This is a genomic window from Chryseobacterium sp. HR92 (genome assembly GCF_045689405.1).
Lineage (GTDB): Bacteria > Bacteroidota > Bacteroidia > Flavobacteriales > Weeksellaceae > Chryseobacterium > Chryseobacterium viscerum_A.
Genome location: NZ_CP139139.1, coordinates 4,668,552 through 4,691,673, shown reverse-complemented (window position 1 = coordinate 4,691,673; position 23,122 = coordinate 4,668,552). Strand labels below are relative to the sequence as shown.

The 23,122-nt window shown below is 37.0% G+C and carries 16 protein-coding genes; 12 read left to right on the top strand and 4 right to left on the bottom strand.

What is annotated here, in order from left to right:
* Positions 1 to 147: 147 nt before the first annotated feature.
* From SFA27_RS21285 to SFA27_RS21270, 4 genes are all read right to left on the bottom strand, one after another.
* Positions 148 to 708: a hypothetical protein gene (locus SFA27_RS21285; protein WP_156118384.1), complete on the bottom strand. Its 561-nt coding sequence runs from the start codon at positions 706 to 708 to the stop codon at positions 148 to 150.
* Positions 698 to 7,315, bottom strand: a complete 6,618-nt coding sequence (locus SFA27_RS21280) for an RHS repeat-associated core domain-containing protein (RefSeq protein ID WP_407294725.1) — start codon at positions 7,313 to 7,315, stop codon at positions 698 to 700. Before SFA27_RS21280 ends, SFA27_RS21285 begins: the two co-directional genes overlap by 11 nt.
* Positions 7,316 to 7,445: 130 nt before the next feature.
* A complete protein-coding gene (locus SFA27_RS21275; protein ID WP_407294723.1) occupies positions 7,446 to 7,928 on the bottom strand; it encodes a hypothetical protein in 483 nt (160 codons plus the stop codon).
* A gap of 6 nt (positions 7,929 to 7,934) precedes the next feature.
* Positions 7,935 to 8,783 (bottom strand): cell wall anchor protein, encoded by an 849-nt coding sequence (locus SFA27_RS21270; protein ID WP_407294721.1) that lies wholly within the window; start codon positions 8,781 to 8,783, stop codon positions 7,935 to 7,937.
* Between the two features lie 357 nt (positions 8,784 to 9,140).
* Here SFA27_RS21270 and SFA27_RS21265 point away from each other — a divergent pair, with 357 nt between their 5' ends.
* The 12 genes from SFA27_RS21265 (at position 9,141) to SFA27_RS21210 (ending at position 22,988) form a co-directional block, all read left to right on the top strand.
* On the top strand, positions 9,141 to 9,464 hold the full coding sequence (locus tag SFA27_RS21265; RefSeq protein WP_407294719.1) for a DUF6660 family protein: 324 nt from the start codon (positions 9,141 to 9,143) through the stop codon (positions 9,462 to 9,464).
* A gap of 147 nt (positions 9,465 to 9,611) precedes the next feature.
* Positions 9,612 to 13,973 (top strand): CusA/CzcA family heavy metal efflux RND transporter, encoded by a 4,362-nt coding sequence (locus tag SFA27_RS21260; RefSeq protein ID WP_407294717.1) that lies wholly within the window; start codon positions 9,612 to 9,614, stop codon positions 13,971 to 13,973.
* Between the two features lie 82 nt (positions 13,974 to 14,055).
* Entirely contained in the window at positions 14,056 to 15,285 is a 1,230-nt protein-coding gene (locus SFA27_RS21255; RefSeq protein ID WP_407298186.1) for an efflux RND transporter periplasmic adaptor subunit, read from the top strand.
* A gap of 133 nt (positions 15,286 to 15,418) precedes the next feature.
* Positions 15,419 to 16,300 (top strand): bestrophin family protein, encoded by an 882-nt coding sequence (locus SFA27_RS21250; RefSeq protein WP_407294715.1) that lies wholly within the window; start codon positions 15,419 to 15,421, stop codon positions 16,298 to 16,300.
* An 18-nt stretch (positions 16,301 to 16,318) separates the two neighbouring features.
* Positions 16,319 to 17,215 carry a cation diffusion facilitator family transporter gene (locus SFA27_RS21245; protein ID WP_407294713.1) on the top strand — a complete coding sequence of 299 codons (897 nt, stop codon included), beginning with the start codon at positions 16,319 to 16,321 and terminating at the stop codon, positions 17,213 to 17,215.
* A gap of 17 nt (positions 17,216 to 17,232) precedes the next feature.
* Positions 17,233 to 17,652 carry a Fur family transcriptional regulator gene (locus SFA27_RS21240; protein WP_077413546.1) on the top strand — a complete coding sequence of 140 codons (420 nt, stop codon included), beginning with the start codon at positions 17,233 to 17,235 and terminating at the stop codon, positions 17,650 to 17,652.
* Positions 17,653 to 17,697: 45 nt separating this feature from the next.
* Positions 17,698 to 19,680 (top strand): heavy metal translocating P-type ATPase, encoded by a 1,983-nt coding sequence (locus tag SFA27_RS21235; RefSeq protein WP_407294710.1) that lies wholly within the window; start codon positions 17,698 to 17,700, stop codon positions 19,678 to 19,680.
* Between the two features lie 558 nt (positions 19,681 to 20,238).
* Positions 20,239 to 20,601, top strand: coding sequence for a hypothetical protein (locus tag SFA27_RS21230; RefSeq protein ID WP_047376526.1), 363 nt, complete (start codon positions 20,239 to 20,241; stop codon positions 20,599 to 20,601).
* 204 nt (positions 20,602 to 20,805) lie between these two features.
* Complete coding sequence (locus SFA27_RS21225; protein WP_047376527.1) at positions 20,806 to 21,081, top strand: YHS domain-containing protein; 276 nt, start codon at positions 20,806 to 20,808, stop codon at positions 21,079 to 21,081.
* Positions 21,068 to 21,745 (top strand): SCO family protein, encoded by a 678-nt coding sequence (locus SFA27_RS21220; protein ID WP_047376689.1) that lies wholly within the window; start codon positions 21,068 to 21,070, stop codon positions 21,743 to 21,745. Before SFA27_RS21225 ends, SFA27_RS21220 begins: the two co-directional genes overlap by 14 nt.
* 189 nt (positions 21,746 to 21,934) lie before the next feature.
* Positions 21,935 to 22,609 (top strand): superoxide dismutase, encoded by a 675-nt coding sequence (locus SFA27_RS21215; protein ID WP_047376528.1) that lies wholly within the window; start codon positions 21,935 to 21,937, stop codon positions 22,607 to 22,609.
* A 4-nt stretch (positions 22,610 to 22,613) separates the two neighbouring features.
* Positions 22,614 to 22,988, top strand: coding sequence for a hypothetical protein (locus tag SFA27_RS21210; protein WP_407294707.1), 375 nt, complete (start codon positions 22,614 to 22,616; stop codon positions 22,986 to 22,988).
* The last annotated feature ends 134 nt before the right edge of the window (positions 22,989 to 23,122 follow it).

Here is a 23,122-nt window from a genome sequence, read left to right as displayed (position 1 = left end):
ATATAGTGTGTATACTATTTTCGTTGTACCGAAATTCAGATTTCTTGTCAGGAAAAGGGAAGGATAAATGTCCCGGGGTAATTTATAACATTGAAAAGCCGGCTCAAAACTAATGCTTGAGCCGGCTTTTCTAAATTAAGTTAACAATTATTTTAAAATTATTTTAAGGTAATTGGATTCAACCGAGATAGGATACAATGAAACATTATCTTTTAAATTTATAATACCTTCATTGATAAATTGAGCATTATACGTTAATTTAAACTGTACAGTTTTCCCTTTATGTTTGTTGTTAATCAAATAATAGTTTTGATATTTCTCATAAACAGATTTATTTTTTTCTAAAAATATGAGCAAAGGGAAAGCAAAGTCATAAGATTCATTCGGGTTGAGGATGAAAAAATTATTTTTTACTTTTTCATAATCTACCGGGTAATTATGATTTTGATCTGATTTAATATTTTCTATTTTATATCGATCCTGTTTTAATAGGGTGATATCTTCAAGATCATAACCGTTATTAAGCGTTGTATTCATCATTTTACTGTATTGGTACAATACAACTTTTTCTTTGCACTTACTTGTAAATCTTACGTTAAGACTATCATTTTTATCCTGATGAAGAGTCATCTGTATGCAGTTTTTCTGAGAAAAAATAACGATAAACTGAAAAATTAACAGTAGTAATAATATTCTTTTAGTATCCATTTCTTTTAAGCCAATCTTGATATTGTTGTTTTTGAATTAAATCTCCTGCTTTGGCACCACTTCCATAAGCTCTTTCTTCCATTAAGCGTTCCGTTTCACGCTTACCCAATTTACTAAGCTTTCCTTCAAAATAACCACTTATATAATCAATAGCATGAGTGTATTCGTGAACAAATGTTCCTGCCAGATTAAGATATGATGTAAAAGCTTCTTTAAATATAGTAATTTGGGTTACTGTTGTTTTAACTTCTGTTTTGATGACTTTTCCAAGCTGTATAGATTTAATTTTATCAGTTTTATATGAGGTGTTAGCCCTAGTTTCACTGCCAGAGCTGCCACCATCCTTAATAGGGATGTATCCTGTTTTTTTTGCTAATTTAGCAATTGTTTTTAACTTTCTCATTTTTGCTACTTCAGCATCAAACTTGGAATAATCCGGGACTCCTGCTGGATCTATCTTGCTTTTTTCCATGTCGTCTATTAAATTATCCGTCGTAGGTGGTTTATGTTTAAGATAGTTAAAGGCTGTAACCATAAGTCCTTGTCCAGCTCCTACCCAGAAGTTTCCACCTCCTAGTACTGAACCGACACCTCCGCTAACAGCTCCGTTAAGTAAAGCAAAACCATCACTTTTTAAAATGCTGTTATCACCTACATTATTTGAAGCAAAATTTAGTAAATCATTAGAAATACTTGCAAAAGCTCCACTTAATAATCCACTCCAGAAATTTCCTCCCTGTACAAAAGATAATGTCCCCTGTGCTAATGCATGCGCACCGGCTCTGGCGATAATGGTTCCTGTTTTTCCGAGAGCTTTTGCGACTTCACCTCCCGCTTTGAAAATATCTCCAATACCATTACTGATACCCATAGACATCATAGACATTGCGACAGACTGGAACATGCTGCCAATATTAATTGGTCTGTTTAAATAATAGTCTGTAGCAACAGAGGTAAATATAGCAATTCCTATAGCAATAAGGGCATCATCCCATCCCATGATCTCTCCGGTAAAGTCGTTAAACATCAATGGATTGTTCATTACATATCCATATTTGTTATAGTTTTGGGTATTATAAGGATCCTGAATAAATTCATCAGCATTTAAGAATCGTCTTAATAATGGGTCGTAAAGTCTTCCGTTCATGTGAATGATTCCTACTTCCATAAAATGCTCATGAGAAGTATACCCTCTTTCCAGCAGCAGACCTCCACTGTTTGCAATTTGCTTAATTTTGTTAATGTCGGTTTCTACGGCTCCGCTTCCTATTTGAAGATGGGTGAAATTCCCCCATGCATCAAAATGTCGTTGTTCCAGTTTATTTCCGGCTTCATCACTTATTGCTAAGATACTGCCTAAATAATCTTTGTGCAGGAATTTATAGGATCCGTTTTCCTCAGTGTAGTTCTTTACATATATAATATTGCTTTCATAAGGAGATCCATCAATGTAAAGGATGTGTTTTTCTTTACCTGTAGTATTGTCTCTTACAATCTCGTAGCTTCCGTCTTCATTGTAATATTTTGTGAATTTACCATCTTTATCCGTGTCAAAATTTCCACCATAAGTTACTCTTTGTCTCATCGAGGCCAAGCCATACTGGAAGGCTACATCTCCTTTCTCTCCATCAATAAAAACAGGATCGTTATTTTCATTATAAGAAATACTTTGGATGAGGTCATTTTGATAATTTTGTTCTCCGGCAGGATTAAGAGTCATTCCGGTTGCCTGATAAATTTTAGTAGAATTTTCAAATTTAATTTTTCCAATCTGATTATTTTCCAGGATTCTCCCTTTGTTGTCATAAACGTTAGAGTTTTCCTGTCCGTTTGCAGGATTTGTCCATGAGATTAATCTATTGTTGTCATCATATTTGAAAATCTCGTTGATATTGAAATCTCCTCCTGTAATTCTACTGTCAAGTTGATTTTTTAATGCATCAAACAGATATTTGATATGTAAAAGATTAGACTTAACAGGTGACCCATGTTTGGTTTCCTTTAGAACATTAGTGGTAAGATCATAATCATTAATAATTTCTGTTGTTCCCAGTTTGGATTTTAATACCTGGCCTTTTGCATTAATTTCGTTCAGTTGCCAAAGTATTTTACCGGAATTTTTATCCTTTATCTGATACAGTTCACCATTCCAGTCGCTGTAAACGTTTTCAATGTCTACTTTTGTCAGAATACCTGAAGAATATAGCTGTTTTTCATAAGAAACAACTCTTGCTTTGTCGTCATAAACAATTCCTTTCTGTATAAAATATTTGCCATTACTGCTTTCTGAGGATGAAAGTAGTCTTCCTTGCGGATCATATACAATGTTTGAACTGTAATTTCTCCCGTTTGATGTGCCGGACTTTGAAGTAAGCCTTCCTTTGTTGTCATAACTATAAGAAATAACTTTATTAGTGGCCTGACCGCTATCTGTAGTTGAAACTTCCTTTTGAGATGTTAGTTGCCTTTGATTGTTATAGGTATATTCTTTTGTTCCCTTTGGGCTTGTGACTTTTTTAAGCTGTCCCATCCCATGATACTCATATTTGTATAATCCGTTGGAAGGATCATTAAATTCTGATTTTCTACCCCATGTGTCATACTTAGTAGTAACAATATTCTCATTATATTTCGCTTGAATCTGTTCTCCTGCGGCATTGTATGAAAACTGGATTGTTCCTCCTTTATCGGTGGTGGAAATAACATTTCCTAAGGCATCGGTGGTTTTGGTAGTAATCCTTTTATTTCCGTTAATTTCTTCCTCTGTTGCTGTGTTGCCGGAAACTGAAAATTTCACCTGTTTTCCATTAAATGCTGTTGTTGTTATCCTGGCTGGGAATACTGAATCATCGAAAGAAATAGTGTTCCATTTGTTAGAGCTTTGTCCTTCAAAATAAGGCTCACTTTCAGCTGTTTTTCTTCCCAGTACATCATATACAATGTCATGAGAAATATATTGCCCCTGCTTAAACGCTTTGGAAGATTCTTTATAGTCCTGCCCCCATTTGTTGGTGTATTTTTTTGAAATATTTCCACTAGGGTCATATTCTATAACGGCCGAATTATATAAGTTATCTTTTACATATTCATAGGTGGTAACTCCGGAGATATTTGTTTTGGATTTCATTAATTTACCCCATGCGTCGTACTCATTTTCTAAAGTGTTCCCCAGAGCATCCGTCTTTTTAGTCACTAATCCCCAGTCATTGTAAAGAGTATTGGTCTCTAATCCCAGATCATCTGTAGATTTAATAACAAATCTGCCTTTATCATCATATTGATAATTGGTAATTTCCTTTTGGGAATCAACACTATTTAAATTAACCTTCTGAATAACATTTCCGAAATTATCATAATTGTATATTTCAGTAAGAGCTCCTGTATTATCTCTGTTACTTATCTTATAGATTTTAAGAAGATTATTGTTGTAAATGTATTCCTCTTTTGTTGACTTAGTGTCACCATAAGCTTTAACAGTTGTTGTTTTGGTCTTAGGTTTTCCTATACTATAATTGGTCCCTGTGGTTGTATCATGAGGGAAATATTCTAATTCAGATGTTGAAACAGAAAACCCATCATTAATATTTACGGTAGATTTTTTAGGAAGGTATAAATTATCATATTCTTCTACAGTATGTACCGTTTTGATGTTCTTTAAAAAGTCTTTTGATGTAGTGATGTATGGATTGATCGCAAGAACAGCCTTAGATTTTTCCGTATCGGGGATTACCGGAACTACTGCTCCGTTCAAAAGCTTATCTATTTTGTAGTCATACTGTTTAAATGATAATAATTGAGTATTGTTCAATGAAATATCTGCAGGGAATATTTTTGATTCATCCGCTGTACGTATACTCCAGTCTTTATAAGGTAATCCTTCGTTGGCAGGATTGATTTCAAAGCCGTTCCAAACTTTGGTATTCACTAATGCATCACTGAAAAACGTTGATCTGGCCATTTGCCTGAAACCTATCATTCCTTTTCCATGAAGGTTTCCAATTAAGTCCCTGTATCTGAATTCCTGTTTACGATCCCCTTGAATCAGTCTTGAAACAACAAAATAACTATAATTTTCGGTGATGTTGATGTAAGGATATGCAATTGGATTGGTAGTATAGAAAGACTGATAAATGTTTCCTGAACTGGTTAATGGTGAATACTCTACAGCGGTTTTGATTCCGGCCTGACGTATTGACTTAATTTTGGAAATTACATTAAGTTTACTTCCCAAGTCCCAGGTAATCATTTTTGTTTTATGAATAATGGCAAAGTCTGTATTGAGCTGGGCTATACGAAACGAACCGAATAGAGGTCTGAATTGCTCGCCATACATCGAATAATTGCCTATTTCTCCATCCCAGTTTAATTCTACTGGAGCAAGACTGTGAGCATTATTAAATATGGGTTTACCATTACTGTCAACACCATCATTTCTCAGAAAATTAAAGCCATAACCCGAATCAGGATTGTTCCAGTCAGTCCAGCCGTCTCGGTTCCACCTCTGAGATTCAAAAATTAACAGATCGCTTTTTCCATCTTTATTTAAGTCAGAGGTACTATATGTTCTTTGAATCTGTCTGTTCTTTCTTAAACTTCCTTCCCACCAGGGTTCATACAGGAAAAGATTAGAATAGTAGTGTTTTACAAACCCTGCGCCTGTAGACAGATACATTCTCCAGTCTGAAGAAGCATCTGCGATGGGAGCCATGATATCTGTTTTTCCGTCTCCGTTAAAATCACCCAGATAAATAACATCATTGTAGGATTCTTTTGTAGTGGAAAAGGCCAGTACAAATTTGTTCTGAGTGTTTAATTCATAGATGTAAATATTATTGTCCTGAATTTTAAGCAGATTCGATTTACCTTCGCCTTTAAAGTCGGCTATTTTAAATTTCTCAAACTCATCACTATCTTGTTTTTGCAGCACTCCGGTTCTTGTATTGTAATAGAACGTTTCTGAAAGATACTGTGAATCAAAATATTCAGACCATTCACCAGGACCATTGGGGTAACCATATGCTACATTTTCAATGCTCAACAGAAAATCTGAAACTCCATCCCCGTCAAAATCCGCTTCTTTGATTTTGCATTTAAGATCATTGTATTCGATGATGAGGTTGTTATACAGTGTTCCTCTGATTTCTGTGAATAGCTGCGGATAGCTGCTCAGATCAATTTTTTTTGAGGATACCAACTCAGCCTTGCCATCAATTACTTCATAGGTTCGAATTAAAACATTTTTTTCTTCAAATGAAGTCTGAGAAGTAAAAAATACACTTTTATTTAGCAGGATATTGTTTTTAATTCCAGTTCCAACACCTAAAAATTTACCTTGATAGGTCAAATTATAAAACTGTCCGGAATTCTCCAATCTGTTAATCATTAAGGTCTTGTCCTTGATGAAGTCCAGTTTTCCATCCCCGTTAAAATCCCCGGAAATGACCTCCTGATAACGGTCATAAAGATCATCATATCTGCTGTCTTGCCAAAGGGTATTGGTAGCAGACGGATCCTGCTGATACTGAATGTTTATTGGATTGGCATTTGCCCCGGCAGAATTAGATTCGGTAATCTTACTTAAAAACTGATAGTTTGTTTTATTTTGAACGTACTCAAGTGAATATTTCTTAAACAGATTTCCGTTTGAATTTACTTTGATCTCAGATAAGATCATACTTTGAGTATATGTTAGCCCTTTTGTGTAGGCTTGCTCTTTTAAAGTTCTGTCAGCATAGGTAAATTCAATAGAGTTAAAGTGGCTTTTATTCTGCTGTTCATTGCCGCCCCATGCTATATTATGTATGGTCGTAACTCCTTTTCCCTGCACATAGTTGTAAGAAATATAATTTCCCTGTACATCTTTCCATTTGCTGATATTATATTCCGCTGAAGTTCTTGAATCAGCATTAAGACCATACCATGCTTTTGAACCATCTTCAAATGTAATTTCAAAATACAATGGTCCGTTCTGTTCGGGATTTACTCCTACAGATTTTATTTTAATATTAGAATATTTTGCGGGAACATATTCTGCTCCATCTTTTCCATATTCGCCTGACTTTAAGACTAATCTCTCTCCGTTGAAAGAGTAGTAATCCGTATAATCCCACTGGATTCCCTGAGGTTTCCCATCTTTTTCAATGGTTTTCCCGACTCTGGAAATTGATGTTAATCCAGATAAATTCCAACCATATCCGGCAATTCCATTTCCTGAACTGCTGGTATACACCAGATTTGTTTGTGGTGCTACGGTTTTTATTCCGGGAGGCAGCGCAATAGGTAAGGTGAATTGTAGTTGTCCACCTCCATTTACCTCTATATTTCCTTTCGTATCATGGAATTTGATACTATCTATTTCTATGGTTCGGGAAGGATTATTAATACCTGCCTGCGAGTTTGTTGGTCCACCACCTGGATTATCTGTGGCAGGACCTATTTTAGCCAGAAACGGATTCGATACACCCGACTTGGCTTGAAATCCCTGTGTCATAATTACCGACTGCGGGTCCTGAACGGTCCGCGAGGTAGATTCTGCCCGGTAAAGTATGGTCTGTGAAAACCCCCATACTGAGCACAGGAATAACATCAATGATGAAAAGAATTTCATTGTTTTTATTAGTTGTTTTTAATGAATGATTGATGAATAATAATCAATAGGCTGGAATCAGAGGGAATAAAATGACAGAATGATTGTAAGTCTTTCAATGCTTTAATTTCTGAATTCCACTTCCTGTTTTTTATCTTTTGGTTACGTTTCTGCCAAAGACTCTTCCGTCTTTTAGAGTGAATCGAAGAATGTAGATACCCCAGTCATACCCGGTCATATTAATTTTCACCTGATTGTTTAGATCCGGCAGATTTTGCTGCTGGAATTTCCAGTGAACATTACTATGCTGATACAATGAAACGGATTCAATCAGCCCGTCTACTTCTTCTGTCCAGTCGATGGTTAAATAATCATTTACCGGCACAGGGTAGAGTCTGATTTGTTTCCAGAACGTTTTTTCATCAATGGAAATTGCTTGTTGGCTGGCCGCTGCTACCTTTGCTTCCTGTAATTGTATTTCTTTTGGAATAGACTGTTCAGCTTTTTTACCTGCTGCGTTAGTTCCTCTGTATCGCTGGTTTCCGGCTTCGTCATATTTGAAATAGACTTCCGTTTGTGAATAGCCTAGAAAACCGATCAATAAAGAAAATACGGAAAGTAGTTTTCTTTTCATTTGTATTTATTTTTGAGAGGATAAAAGTTTTTGAATTTGTTTTTCTAGTTGTTCAATTTTCTCCGATTGATATTTTAAAACTTTACTTTCTTCCTGAAGCTGTTTATTTTGTTGTATTGAATAAAGAGTCAGTTCTTCAATTTTTTCAAGAAGCTTTGCATCCATTTCCCCTAAATTAATTCCGTTTTGTTCTACTTCTTTTGCTGATGGAATGTTTGGTAAATGGCCTCTTTCTGAAATATGTTGTTCTACCTCTTCTAAAGAACGAAGCTTATACTCTTTTTTGAATACATAATCTGCCCAGCCATTAGCCGCAGGGCTTTCAACTTTTATCTGCTCTGCCTTGATTCCTTTGCTTACATAAAAAATAAAGTTAGCATCATTGTCATACTGGTCTGTTCCCACGGTTACTTTTCCTGTATTAAAAAGTACCATTAGGCTTTTATGTACAGCATCAGAAAAACGGACCCTTGAAATTCCTGATGAATTCGGAGTACTGGTGTCAGAATTGGGATCAATAGCATTATCATTGTCCATATGAATATTCAGGTTATGTCCACCTAATAATCTCATCACACCATCGTTAGGTTTAGCCCATCCTGAATAACAGCTGTTACAAGGTGATAATGCCAACTGAAGGTTTCCTGTTCCGGGAGCACCGCTTCCGATATTGATGCTTTGTCCTTCAATTTTGAAATTCTGCTGATTGTTCTGTTTGAAAATAAGCGGTTTGTCATCTGTTGTTCCAATGAAATGAGTTGGAGGATTGGTTCCTGAATTTCCGGTAATGTTCCAGCTTTGTGCAAAAATACTTGAGGTTGCCATCGCAAAAACAAATAGTAACGTACGTTTCATAATGTATAAATTAGTTTGTAAATATTTTGAAGTTGAATGAAATAAGAATATTTCTAAATAATTGTGAATGGTTTTATCACTTAAAATGGTAATCTAAGTTTTGCAAAGATAACGAATAGACACTATTAGGTGTCTTAAATACTTCGTTAATTGAGTTTTTGAATTGAGTTTTTGATTTGTGAATTATGATAGGGAATACATTAGAAATAATGGCCTTTATTTTGAATAATGCTTAATGATTTTTGCGAAAAAATGATTATTGGGAAATAGGTATTCCGATAGGATACCTTGATTTTTGTCATATATTTAAAATTTCAGAATCTACCCATTTTAGAAAAAATCTCTACCTTTGTAACAATGAACCTCTTAAGATGGATACTGGCAATTTATTTCATGGCGCTATCATTGATGCCATGTGAAGACACGTCCCATCCGTTGAATACAGGCGGGAATAAGATTTCATTAAGTATTAATAATACTCATTCTACAGAAAAAGGAGATATATGTTCTCCATTGTGTGCTTGCAGCTGTTGTCAGATGACCGTTTCAGCATTTAAAATGGATCCTTTATTGGAAATTCCGGAGCAGATTCCGGCTTATTTTTCAAAGAAGATCCTATTCCACAAAAACGACTTTGCTTACCAGATTTACGATCCTATCTGGCAGCCTCCTAAAATTTAATTTTTATTGATTTTTAGAAAGTTATGCTTTCTAATACTTAACTGTGCTTGAAACTTTGCAATACCATTGCAGAGGTTTTCAGGATATTTTTGCTGCAGTATTCTAATGCTGTATGCATTCATTTTCAATAAAAATTAAATATCAATCGTGTTAGATAAAATCATAAAATTCAGTATAAAAAATAAGGTTGTCATTGGCTTGATGACTCTGGTACTGATCATCTGGGGAACATGGAGTGCCACCAGATTGCCTATAGATGCTGTGCCGGACATCACCAACAATCAGGTGCAGATTATTACCGTATGCCCTACATTGGCAGGGCAGGAAGTGGAGCAGTTGGTTACCTTTCCTATTGAACAGAGCATTGCCAATGTTCCCGATATTCAGGAAACAAGAAGTATTTCAAGATTCGGGCTGTCGGTAATTACAGTAGTGTTCAAAGAAAATGTAGATGTTTACTTTGCAAGACAACTCATTAACGAGCAGCTGAAAAATGCCGTAGAAGAGATTCCAAAAGGAGTAGGAACTCCCGAGCTGGCTCCCGTAAGTACAGGTCTTGGTGAAGTGTATCAGTATATTCTCCATCCTAAAAAAGGAAGTGAGAAGAAATACAATGCCAAAGAACTTCGTACCATGCAGGACTGGATCGTCCGAAGACAGCTGAACGGAACACCGGGAGTTGCGGAGATTAACAGTTTTGGTGGCGAATTAAAACAATACGAAGTGGCTATTGACCCAAATCGCTTAAAGGCAATGGGAACAAGCATCACCGAAATATTTACAGCCCTTGAGAAAAACAATCAGAATACAGGAGGAGCTTATATTGATAAAAAACCCAACGCCTATTTTATCCGTGGAATTGGTCTGGTTACCTCTTTGGAGGATATCAGAAACATTGCTGTTAAAAACGAAACCGGAAGTGTTCCTATTTTTATAAAAGACGTTGCTGATGTCCGTTTAGGAAGTGCAGTTCGCTACGGAGCATTGACCTATGATGGAAAAGTAGATGCCGTGGGTGGAGTAGTGATGATGTTGAAAGGAGCAAACAGCAATGAAGTGGTGAGCAATATCAAAGCAAAAATTCCAACCATTCAGAAATCTCTTCCGGATGATGTTATCATTGAACCGTTTTTGGACAGAACAGATCTTGTAGACAGAGCCATCAATACCGTACAGAAAAACCTAATCGAAGGAGCATTGATCGTTATTTTCGTTCTTGTAATTTTCCTGGGAAACCTGAGAGCCGGACTTATTGTAGCTTCTGCCATCCCGCTTTCCTTATTATTTGCATTGGGAATGATGAATGTTTTCGGGGTAAGTGCCAATCTGATGAGCCTTGGAGCGATAGATTTCGGGTTGATTGTGGATGGTGCCGTGATTATTGTAGAAGCAACCCTGCATCATTTAGGCGTAAGAAAATCTACCCGTGCATTGACACAGTCTGAAATGGATGAAGAAGTTTTCCTTTCTGCCTCAAAGATCAGAAGCAGTGCGGCTTTCGGAGAAATCATCATCCTTATCGTATACATCCCGATTCTTACTCTGGCAGGCGTAGAAGGAAAAATGTTTACTCCAATGGCAAAAACAGTAGGATTTGCGATTCTGGGAGCATTGATTCTTTCCCTGACCTACATTCCGATGATGAGCGCGTTGTTTTTATCCAAGAAAATATCCCACAAAGAAACCTTTTCCGATAAAATGATGAATCGTTTGCAAAAGGTTTATCAGCCACTATTACAGAAAGCAATCAAAGTAAAATATATCGTCGTTTCAGCAACTGCTGTAGTGTTTCTTTTTTCTGCATTTATCTTTAAAAATATGGGTGGCGAATTTATTCCACAGCTGCAGGAAGGAGATTTTGCATTTCACTGTATTTTACCACAAGGAAGCTCATTAAGCCAAAGTATAGAAACCTCGATGCAGGCGTCAAGAATTATCAAACAGTTTGATGAGGTGAAAATGGTAGTCGGGAAAACAGGTTCTGCTGAGGTTCCTACTGATCCGATGCCACCTGAAGCAACCGATATGATTGTAGTATTGAAACCGCAAAGCGAATGGAAAACCAAGAAATCTTACAATGAACTGGCAGATGAGATCAGTGAAAAACTGGAAACAATTCCTGGCGTATTCTTTGAGAAAAATCAGCCTATTCAAATGCGTTTCAATGAACTGATGACCGGGATCAGACAGGATGTTGCCGTAAAAATTTTCGGAGAAAAGCTGGATTCTTTAGCAGTATATGCAGATAAGGTTGGGAAAATCATTCAGACCGTAGATGGAGCTACAGCACCACAGATTGAGAGAGTGAGCGGTCTTCCGCAGATTAATGTTCAGTATGACAGAACGAGAATTGCCAATTATGGATTAAATATCGAAGATGTCAACAATGCAGTAAGTACAGCCTTTGCAGGAAAAGCGGCCGGACAGGTGTTTGAAAATGAAAGACGTTTTGATCTGGTTGTACGCCTGGACAGTCTTCACAGAACGGATATTTCAGATGTGAATAATCTGATGATTACTTCTGCTACCGGAGCTCAGATTCCATTATCACAGGTGGCGAATATTAGCTACAAACTAGGACCTGCACAGATCAGCCGCGAGCAGGGAAAACGCAGAATTGTAATTGGGTTCAACGTAAAAGACCGTGATGTGGAAAGTGTGGTGAAAGATATTCAGGTAAAATTAAATAAAGTGAAACTTCCTTCCGGATACTACTTTACCTACGGAGGTCAGTTTGAAAATCTTCAGGAAGCCAGCAAGCGTCTGATGATCGCTGTTCCGGTATCATTGCTTCTTATTTTTATGCTGTTGTATTTTACCTTCCGCTCATTCAAACAGGCTGCATTGATTTTTACAGCCATTCCTATGAGTGCAATTGGGGGTGTATTTGCGCTTTTGGTAAGAGATATGCCGTTCAGTATCAGTGCCGGGATCGGATTTATTGCCCTGTTTGGAGTAGCAGTATTGAATGGAATTGTTTTGATAGGAACGTTCAACCAATTAGAAAAAGATGGTGAAACTGATATTCTGAAAAGAGTATTTGAAGGAACAAAAACCAGATTAAGACCCGTATTAATGACGGCTACAGTAGCTTCACTGGGATTTTTGCCAATGGCTATTTCCACCGGAGCCGGAGCAGAAGTACAGAAACCTTTGGCTACAGTAGTAATTGGAGGTCTGGTAACAGCAACATTCCTTACACTATTTGTTTTGCCAATGCTGTATATCATTTTTAACACGAAGATTTTGAAAAGAAAGAATAATAATATGGGAATGTTTACAGCGGTTCTTGTTGTAGGATTCATGATGTTGGGGCAGACTTTTAAAGCACAGTCCAGACCAATTTCTGTGGAGCAGGCGGTAGAACAGGCTATGAATAATAACTTAACCCTCCAGTCAAAAGATTTAAGCATTAAATCTGCTGAAGCATTAAGAGCAACCGCGAAAGAACTCCCGAAATTAAGCTTTGAAGCTCAGCTTGGACAATACAACAGTCCGAAGTTTGACCAGTCGTTTGCCATCTCACAAAGTATTCCTTTTCCAACATTGTTTAAAGCAAGAAAAGACCTAATCAATGAGAATATTAAAAGCAAGCAGATTGATAAAGAAATTACAGCCAATGAACTGATAAAACAGGTACGTACCTATTATTATCAGATTGAATATCTTCAGTATAATAAAGCCCAGCTTACGAGTCTGGCTCAATATTATGAGGAATTTATCAGAATTGCAACCGTAAGATTCAAAGCAGGTGATATCAAAAAGATAGAAATCAGTACTGCAGAAACCCAGAAAGGAGAAATTGATCTGCTGCTCAGACAGAATGAAGTCTTTCTGAATAACGCTTATAAGAATTTAAAGACCCTGATGAATACGTCAGAAGATCTTGAAGTTCCGTTTAATAAAGATTATGCTCCTTTAAAAGCTGAAAATGTACTTGACAGTGCAGTCGTTGCCAACAACCCTACAGTAAAAGCTTTTTATCAGGAAATGGAGATTGCTGAAAAAAACAAGAAAGTTGAAAAATCCCTCGGGCTGCCTGATTTTAGCTTAGGATATACCAACCAATCTTTGATAGGACTTCATACCATCAACGGACAGGAGAATTTTTATAATTCAGGGAAACGTTTTCAGTCCGCAACAGTAGGAGTGGCTATTCCATTGACATTTGGAGCTACAAAAGCAAGAATCCAGGCATTAGAATATGAAAAACAGGTTGCTGAAACCAATGCTAAAATGCAGCAGAAACAACTCTCTGTTCAGTTAGAAAATGCCTTCAGCCAGTATCAGCAAGACTTGCAGCAATACGATTACTATACAGGTCAGGCACTGCCTAATGCAGAGAAAATTGTAAAAGCAGCTCAGCTAGGATATAAAACAGGGGAAATTTCATATGTGGAATATCTTTTTGCTTTGCAGACTGCCACAAATATCCAGTTGAAATATCTGGAATCTATCCAGCAGGTGAATCAATCTGTAGTTACTATTAATTCCATTATAAACAAATAATATGAAAACGCTGTTAATAAAATTTTCTGCCGGACAAATGAAAGCAATGGCACACAGCATCGGACAAAATACATTTTTACTTATGAAACTCAAATATAATATCATCCCTCTTATCCTGATCTCAATTTTACTAACAAGCTGTGGGAAAAAAGAAGCTTCGGAAGAAAAAGCTCCTGAAAAAACAGAACAGAAAGAGCAGGCGCATGAAGAAGCTCCGCAAACTATAGCTTCACTCACAGAAGAGCAAATGAAGTCTGTAGGAGTTGCTTTGGGAACTGTAGAAATGAAAGAGCTGACATCCACGATAAAAGCCAATGGTTTGCTGAGCGTACCCAACAGCAATAAAGCAACCATCACTTCCCTATATGGAGGAATCATCAAAACCATCAATATTCAGGTAGGAAGTATCGTGAAAAAAGGACAGGTTATTGCCACCATTGCCAATCCGGAATATATCCAGCTTCAGGAAGATTATCTGACGACCAACAGCAGAATAACCTATGCAGAACAGGAATACAGAAGACAAAGAGAACTTTTTGATAATGATGCAGGTGCTAAGAAAAACCTTCAGAGCGCGGATGCTGAGCTGAAAACATTAAGAACAAAAAGAGCTTCCCTGTTGAAACAGCTTCAGATGATGGGAATAAGCCCGGGAAAGGTAAGCAACGGAAATATGAAATCCGGTTTGGTGATCACAGCACCTATCAGCGGAACAATCAGCAGTATCACTGCACAGATCGGAAGCTATGTGGATATTTCCTCTCCTGTTGCCACCGTAATTGATAACGGCTCCATTCATCTTGATCTTCAGGTATTTGAAAAAGATCTTCCTAAAATGAGAGTAGGGCAGATTGTTCATTTTAAACTGACCAATAATCCGGAAACCGAATATGATGCAAGAATTTACAGCATAGGATCTTCTTTTGAAAACGAAAGTAAAACCATTTCCATGCACTGCGAAGTGATCGGAAACAAATCCGGACTGATTGACGGAATGAATATCACCGGAATTGTAAGCCTTGATAAAAGTACAACCCCGGCAGTTCCTACAGAAGCTATTGTAGAAGCAGATGGAAAATACTATGTGTTTATTCAGACCGATAAAAAAGCGGAAGAAGAACATGAAGAAAAAGGAAAACCACATCCGAAAACTTTAAACTTCGAGAAAATAGAAGTGGTAAAAGGAACTTCCGATATGGGATATACTGCGATAACTCCGGTAGGAAATATTCCTGACAATGCAAAGATCGTAGTGAAAGGAGCATTTTTCGTGAATGCGAAACTGGTGAATTCAGGAGAACACGAACATTAATGAAAGCATCCGGAACCAGTAAAATGTCGATTTTTATCCTTAAATTAGAGCTGTTTACGGAGTTTTTATTGAATAAAAACGGCAGGAAAAAAGTAAAGATTATCTCACCGAATTTTTAATAAATGGCTTGATTATGTTACTAAACAAAAAAATATCAGTCTGGTATTTCATCCGTGAAATAAAAACCCAAATTCTGTTTATCGGAATATTTGCAGTAGCTATCGGCCTTTTGGACATGTTGCCATGGTTTCGTAAGATCTCATTACCATTGAATATTCCTGCATTGTTGGGTACGGCAGTATCATTGTTGCTGGCATTCCGTACTTCCCAGTCCTACGAAAGATGGTGGGAAGCCAGAACCGTTTGGGGCGCTATTGTAAATGATTCCAGAACTTTTGTGAGATTGATTATCCAGTTTATGCCGGCAGGAGAAGATAAAGCAATAAAAGAGTTTGCCGAAAGACAGAGTATCTGGACCTATGCACTTGGAGAATCTTTGAGAAAGCTGCCGTTTTCTGAAAAAGTTCAGCAGTATCTGGATAAACATAAGATTAAAGGAATGAATATTCCCAATGCTATTCTGGATGAACACTCCAGACAGCTGAAAGAAATTGCCGCTTCCAAAGAACTGACCGATTTTCAGCAGATGCAGCTGAATGATATCATCACAAGGCTTTGCGACAGCATGGGGAAATGTGAAAGACTGAAGAATACGGTTTTCCCACGTTCTTACAGTGTTTTAGTCCATATTCTGATCTATGTTTTTGCGGCTATTCTTCCGTTTGGGCTTGATGATTCACAGCTTGTAGTAGAAATTGCGATTACTTTCCTGGTTCCGGTTACATTCATTGCGATTGAAAAAACATCCATCATCATGCAGGATCCGTTTGAAAACGGTCCTGTAGATACTCCGATGACCTCTCTTGCACAGACCATAGAGATCAATATCAGACAGATGATCGGTGATCAGAATGTTCCCACTAAAAAAGAAAATACATCTTATTATGAAATGTAATTAAACCATACACACAATATGGAAAGCACACCAACCCAAACCGTTTCTGCAGGAAGCAGACACAAAAAAAGCCTCCTGATTGTCCTCTGCCTTAGCGGAACCTATCTCATTGCTGAGGTAATAGGAGGTATTGTTACCAACAGTCTTGCGCTATTGGCTGATGCAGCACATATGCTGACCGATGTGGTAGGATTATTGCTGGCATTTATCGCTATCAAAATAGGAGAAAGAAAGGCAGATCCTTCCAGAACATATGGTTATTACAGAACAGAAATACTGGCAGCTGTAATTAATGCAGTGGTTTTACTGGGAATTTCGATTTATGTATTGTTTGAAGCCTATCAGCGGTTTCAGAATCCGCCGGAAGTACAAAGTAAATCAATGCTGATTGTAGCCGGAATAGGATTGATTGTCAATATTATCGGAATGATGATTCTGAGAAAAGACTCAGAAGGCAGCCTGAATATGAAAGGTGCCTACTTTGAAGTCCTTTCGGATATGCTGACCTCTGTAGGAGTAATGATAGCAGGAGTGATTATGCTGACCACAGGCTGGTACTATGCCGACCCGTTGATTTCAGCTGCAATCGGACTGTTGATCTTCCCAAGAACTTGGAGACTTTTGAAAGAAGCCATTAATGTTTTACTCGAAGGAACACCTAAAGATGTGGATATACATGCACTTCGTCAATCATTGGAGAAAACTCCCGGAGTGAAAGATGTTCATGATCTGCACGTATGGTCACTGACTTCCAGTGTCAATGCGATGAGTGCTCATGTGGTAAAAGAGTCCGGATATTCTCAGAATCAATTATTAAAAACATTGACGGATTCTACTGTGAATAACTTTAAAATCAGTCATACAACTTTTCAGATAGAAGAAGAAGGTTATGAAGAAAATGAAGTCCATCTGTAACAATTTAAAAGCTTACAATGAAAAAAGATATAGAACACAAACTCATTGATAAAAATACCAAACCAACCAGTATGAGGATTTTGGTATATGATTTCTTAAGCTCTCAGGAAGCAGCTTTATCGCTTTCTGAAATAGAAAATTATTTCGACAATGCTGACAGAATCACCATCTACAGAACATTGAAAACTTTTGAAGAAAAAGGAATTGTTCACAGCATTCAGGAAAATACAACCACAAAATACAAACTGTGCGAAGATGATTGTGATGAGAAAACACACAAAGACTGGCATCTCCATTTCTACTGTAAAATATGCAAGCAAACCACCTGTAAAGAAGATATTTCCTTTCCTGAAAATATTCAGACCAATTTCAGGATTGATGAAATAAGATTATTTGCCAAAGGAATCTGCGAAAACTGTCTTGAAAGTTTGCAATAGCATTGCATCAGTCTCATCTTTACATTTGTATAAAAATATTCAGTTATGGAAAAATGCTGTAGTACAACCCCGGAAAAACCAGATACAAAAGGACACAAACATAATCATGCAGAAGGAGATGGCCACGACCATGACGGGCATGATCACTCTCATGACTCCGGAGATCAGACAATCTTTCAGATGTTTCTTCCGGCTATTATATCCTTTATCATTTTATTGTTAGGAATTGCCTTTGACAATTATATAAAACCCGCATGGTTTACAGGCTGGGCACGTTTAGTATGGTTTCTGGCAGCGTATATTCCTGTAGGATTCCCGGTATTGAAAGATGCCTATAAAAGTATCATCAAGGGAGATGTGTTCTCAGAATTCTTTTTGATGAGTATTGCAACCATTGGTGCTTTTGCTATCGGAGAATACCCTGAAGGAGTAGCAGTAATGCTGTTTTATGCTGTAGGAGAAGTATTCCAGTCTATGGCGGTTACCAGAGCCAAAGGAAACATAAAAGCATTATTGGATCAGCGCCCTGATGAGGTAACGGTTATGGAAAATAATCAGCCAAAGACAATGAAGGCTAAAGAAGCTAAAATTGGAGACATCATTCAGCTGAAACCCGGTGAAAAACTGGCGCTGGATGGAGAATTGCTTTCAGATTCAGCTTCATTCAACACCGCAGCTTTAACAGGAGAAAGTAAACCTGATACTAAAAATAAAGGTGAGGTTGTTCTTGCCGGGATGATCAATATGAACAGTATTGCTTTGGTAAAAGTAAATACGGCCTATGAAGACAGTAAACTGAGCAAAATTCTGGAACTGGTTCAGAATGCTACAGCCCAAAAAGCCCCCACAGAATTGTTCATCAGAAAATTTGCCAAAGTATATACTCCAATTGTTGTATTTCTTGCCATAGGAATCTGTTTGCTGCCATATTTCTTTGTGAACGACTATCAGTTCAGAGACTGGCTGTACAGAGCATTGATATTCCTTGTGATTTCTTGCCCTTGTGCCCTTGTGATCTCAATTCCGTTAGGATATTTCGGGGGAATTGGTGCAGCAAGCCGAAACGGGATTTTATTCAAAGGAAGTAATTTCCTGGACAGCATTGCAGAGATTCAGAATGTAGTAATGGACAAAACAGGAACTATGACAGAAGGTGTATTCAAAGTTCAGGAGGTAAGCATAAGCCCTGAATTTAGCAAAGAAGAAATCCTTCAGATGGTCAATGCTCTTGAAAGTAAAAGTACCCACCCGGTGGCAACAGCCATTCACAATTATGTAGGAGATATCAATCACGCCATTCCTTTAGAAAATGTAGAAGAAATTGCAGGCCACGGACTGAAAGCAACCATTAACGGAAAAGAGCTTCTGGTAGGGAACTTTAAGATGATGGATAAATTCAACATCACTTATGATCTTAACCATGCCAATATTGTATATACAGTGATTGCAGTAGCTTATGATAAAAAATTTGCAGGTTATATCACCATTGCAGACAGTATAAAAGCAGACGCCAAAGAAACAGTAGACAACCTGCATAAAATGAACGTAAAGGCTACGATGCTGAGCGGTGATAAAAGTACCGTTGTGAAATATGTTGCGGATCAGCTGGGAATTGATAATGCATTCGGAGATCTGTTGCCAGAGGATAAAGTAAATAAGGTTAAGGAAATCAAGGCTAAAAACCAGACCGTAGCTTTCGTAGGAGACGGAGTGAATGATGCTCCAGTAGTTGCTTTAAGTGATGTAGGAATTGCGATGGGAGGCCTGGGAAGTGATGCTACCATTGAAACAGCTGATGTTGTGATTCAGGATGATAAACCAAGCAAAATTCCAATGGCGATCAACATCGGAAAACAAACGAAAAAAATAGTTTGGCAGAATATTATTCTTGCTTTTGCTGTAAAAGCTGTTGTTCTTATCCTGGGAGCCGGCGGGCTGGCAACCATGTGGGAAGCGGTGTTTGCCGATGTAGGAGTAGCGTTGCTGGCTATTTTAAATGCTGTAAGAATTCAGAGAATGAAATTTTAAGAAGCAAATAATAAACACAACTCAATTATATTCAATAAAAGCTCTGCTGAATTTCAGCAGGGCTTTTGTTTTTAAAGAATACGTATCATGCCAGTCATTCCATATGCTATTGAGACGCCTACGGATTCATAAACAGACTGTCTTTACTTTCTGTCTAAACTATGACTGATAATTACAATTAGTATAAAAATGATACACTCAGTTTGTCATTCCGCAGGAATCTCTATAAAAACAAATCTCTTGAATTTAGAGAGATAAATCAACCAACAAAAAGAAATTTTCGTCTTTGCGATTTCCAACAAAACAAGACATTTAAAAAAAATAAAAAGCTCTGCCAAAAACATCAGCAAAGCTTTTATCAACAAGATTAAATTGTATATAAAGAACTAAATTTTATTTAGGTCTAAAGTTTACTCAAAGTTCGGGATAATATTATTCCGATGACAGGCACAGTTTTGTAATTTTTGTAGGTAACAGTATATAATCACAATGACATTCATCATAAATCATGCATAAAACAGTTTTGAAGTAGTATATTTGTAACAGAGAACAAAATCGTTGAGGTTATTTATTTCCATATTCATCATTTTTACCGTTGCAGTACGTCCCGTTTTGCCATTGGTAAATTATGCCGTGAATTATGATTATATTGTGAAAAACCTTTGTGAGAACAGAAATGTACCACAATCAACCTGTAAGGGAAAATGCTACGTGGAAAAAGAACTGGCAAAAACAGAAAAACAATCCAATAGCTCTCAAACAATAAAGATTGCAGGATTAGATGTTTTTATTTCTCATGATATACTTTCTTTCTCTTCTCATTTGAATTCGGAATCACTTTCTGAAATTCCTGATTCAAGTTATTTTAATTCGCATTCTTCAGAATACTTTTCCAGAATATTCCATCCTCCGTTGGCTTAATTTTTATTAAAAACTATGTTTTTAGTTGAATGAAGGTTTCTGAAACTTTCGTCAATAAGTCATTAAGGACATATTCTACAATTAAAATGAACAATTGTACGCAGTTAGAGATACACTGATTCTTTTGAGGAATTCTATGTTTTTCAGACTTATGTATTGTGTCATAATTATATTTAACATTATTAATTTCAATTTAATATTAAAATGAAATCTCCAATTATTTTGGCCGCTATGCTGTCAATATCATTACTGTCGTGTGCCAAGGAAACACCTAAGGTAAAGCATGCAAGCCACATGGATTCTTCCGGAAAGAAGATAGAAAATGTACAGGTAGTGAATGAAGAAGATCCGATTTGTCACATGAAAACTGCAGGATCGATTAAAGATACCGCTGTATATAAAAATAAAACGTATGGTTTTTGCAGTGTATCCTGCAAACATGAATTCAAAAAAAGTCCTGAGAAATATGCCCAAAAATAAAAAGCCCAATAATAAGAGTAAAGTGATCATACCCATTGCTTTATTTGCATTGCTTTTCTTGGGAATAGGGGTAGGAATGGGGTATTTTAAAAAGAACCTTTATACTGTGATGAAGGTTCCTGATTTTGAACTGACAGATCAGAACAGCAAAAAAATTACCAATAAAGATATGTTGGGAAAGGTATATCTCGTAGAATTTTTCTTCAGCAAATGCCCTACCATATGCCCAGTGATGAATACCAATATGAAGGCGATTCAGAATCAGATCAATGATCCGGACTTTGGTATTATCTCCATCAGTATTGATCCGGAAAATGATACCCCTACAGCATTGAAAGAACATGCTCAAAGGATAGGCGCAAAATCTCCGAACTGGCATTTCCTGACCGGAGACCGTACCTACATTGGTGATCTTGCTGATAAATTTAATATCTACGTTGGCGATAAAGAAGATGAAGGGGAAAGCCTGAACCACAGCGGAATGATTGCTCTGGTAGATCAGGACGGAAATATCCGGTGCAGATACAACAAAGAAAATATGCCAATCTTATATTATTCAGGATTGAATTACGAAGATCCGGAAGGCAAAACGCCAATGCTGACTGGTAAATATCACCCTGACAGAGAAATCCTGATTGAGGATATTAAGAAATTATTGAAATAAGGAAGCTGGGAGAGGGAAGCTAGAGGCTGGAAGTTATTCCGGATGATAAAGCTCTGGTGGTTTTTGAGATCGCTGTAAAAGCAGATAAATACTGAAGAATTTTATGTTATGACATTAATTACTTCCAGCTTCGATCTCCCATCTTCCTGCTTAACAAAAAAACATTGTTCAACCATAAACAAAAACATTATGAAGATTTTGAAAATAGCTGCTTTAAGTGCAGTTTTCGCGGCCCAGTTTACTATGGCTCAGTTTAAGCAGACGCCTTTGCCATATGCTTATAATGCTTTGGAAGGAAATATTGATGCCCAAACGATGGAAATTCATTATTCAAAACATGCTGCTGCGTATGTGGCCAACCTGAATAAGGCTATTACAGGAACTCCGCAGGAAAAAGAAACTTTGTTCCAGATTCTATCCAATGTTTCAAAGCTGCCAGCTGCAGTAAGAAATAACGCAGGAGGACATTACAACCATGAACTGTTCTGGACTGTTCTTACGCCTCAGAAAAACACGCAGCCTTCTGCAAAATTAGCAAAAGCGATTACTGAAACTTTCGGGAGCATGGATGCTTTTAAAGAGAAAATGAGCAAAGCCGGAGCAGACCGTTTCGGATCAGGATGGGCCTGGCTTTCTGTAGGAAAAGATGGAAAATTGTTTGTTTCCTCTACTCCTAACCAGGACAACCCATTGATGGATGTTGTAGAAGAGAAAGGAACTCCTATTTTCGGGATTGATGTCTGGGAGCATGCTTATTATTTAAAATATCAGAATAAAAGAGCAGATTATCTTACCGCGATCTGGAACGTTACCAACTGGAAAGAGATCAGCAGAAGATATGACGAAGCTTTAAGCAAGAAATAGTCTGATGAAATTATTTTACAGCATACTTTTTACTTTTTATATGGTGCTAAGACCTTTAGTACCTATGGTAGAGTATGCTGTAAATTATGATTATATCATTAAAGTCCTCTGTATTAATAAAAGCAGACCGGAGATTCACTGTAATGGAAAATGTTACCTGAGTAAAGAACTGGCCAAAACCAATGATTCACAATCTTCACCCTTTCAGAAAATAAAAAACTCAGGACAGAAAATCCTTGATATCTATATCCTGCCTGAAACAGCAGAGATCATAACTGCTGAAAAACGATCGTTTTTCAATTCCAATTTTACCTACAAAACAGATTATTCTTTTCTGTTTCTTACCCATATTTTCAAACCGCCGGTTTTTTTAAGTTAAATTATAGCTATCTAACCACAAAAGCTTATAGCAATTAAAAGTCAAAGATTTTTAAAAAGCTTAAGTGTTCTTATTGCGAATAAAACTTATCACTTAATATAACTTAAGTGTAAGAACTTTTATGCCTTTTGTGG

What these genes read in the sequence shown, in the direction of transcription:
- SFA27_RS21285 (WP_156118384.1), bottom strand. Translation starts at nt 708, where the DNA reads ATGGATACTAAAAGAATATTATTACTACTGTTAATTTTTCAGTTTATC.
- SFA27_RS21280 (WP_407294725.1), bottom strand. Translation starts at nt 7,315, where the DNA reads ATGAAATTCTTTTCATCATTGATGTTATTCCTGTGCTCAGTATGGGGG.
- SFA27_RS21275 (WP_407294723.1), bottom strand. Translation starts at nt 7,928, where the DNA reads ATGAAAAGAAAACTACTTTCCGTATTTTCTTTATTGATCGGTTTTCTA.
- SFA27_RS21270 (WP_407294721.1), bottom strand. Translation starts at nt 8,783, where the DNA reads ATGAAACGTACGTTACTATTTGTTTTTGCGATGGCAACCTCAAGTATT.
- SFA27_RS21265 (WP_407294719.1), top strand. Translation starts at nt 9,141, where the DNA reads ATGAACCTCTTAAGATGGATACTGGCAATTTATTTCATGGCGCTATCA.
- SFA27_RS21255 (WP_407298186.1), top strand. Translation starts at nt 14,056, where the DNA reads ATGAAACTCAAATATAATATCATCCCTCTTATCCTGATCTCAATTTTA.
- SFA27_RS21250 (WP_407294715.1), top strand. Translation starts at nt 15,419, where the DNA reads ATGTTACTAAACAAAAAAATATCAGTCTGGTATTTCATCCGTGAAATA.
- SFA27_RS21245 (WP_407294713.1), top strand. Translation starts at nt 16,319, where the DNA reads ATGGAAAGCACACCAACCCAAACCGTTTCTGCAGGAAGCAGACACAAA.
- SFA27_RS21240 (WP_077413546.1), top strand. Translation starts at nt 17,233, where the DNA reads ATGAAAAAAGATATAGAACACAAACTCATTGATAAAAATACCAAACCA.
- SFA27_RS21235 (WP_407294710.1), top strand. Translation starts at nt 17,698, where the DNA reads ATGGAAAAATGCTGTAGTACAACCCCGGAAAAACCAGATACAAAAGGA.
- SFA27_RS21225 (WP_047376527.1), top strand. Translation starts at nt 20,806, where the DNA reads ATGAAATCTCCAATTATTTTGGCCGCTATGCTGTCAATATCATTACTG.
- SFA27_RS21220 (WP_047376689.1), top strand. Translation starts at nt 21,068, where the DNA reads ATGCCCAAAAATAAAAAGCCCAATAATAAGAGTAAAGTGATCATACCC.
- SFA27_RS21215 (WP_047376528.1), top strand. Translation starts at nt 21,935, where the DNA reads ATGAAGATTTTGAAAATAGCTGCTTTAAGTGCAGTTTTCGCGGCCCAG.
- SFA27_RS21210 (WP_407294707.1), top strand. Translation starts at nt 22,614, where the DNA reads ATGAAATTATTTTACAGCATACTTTTTACTTTTTATATGGTGCTAAGA.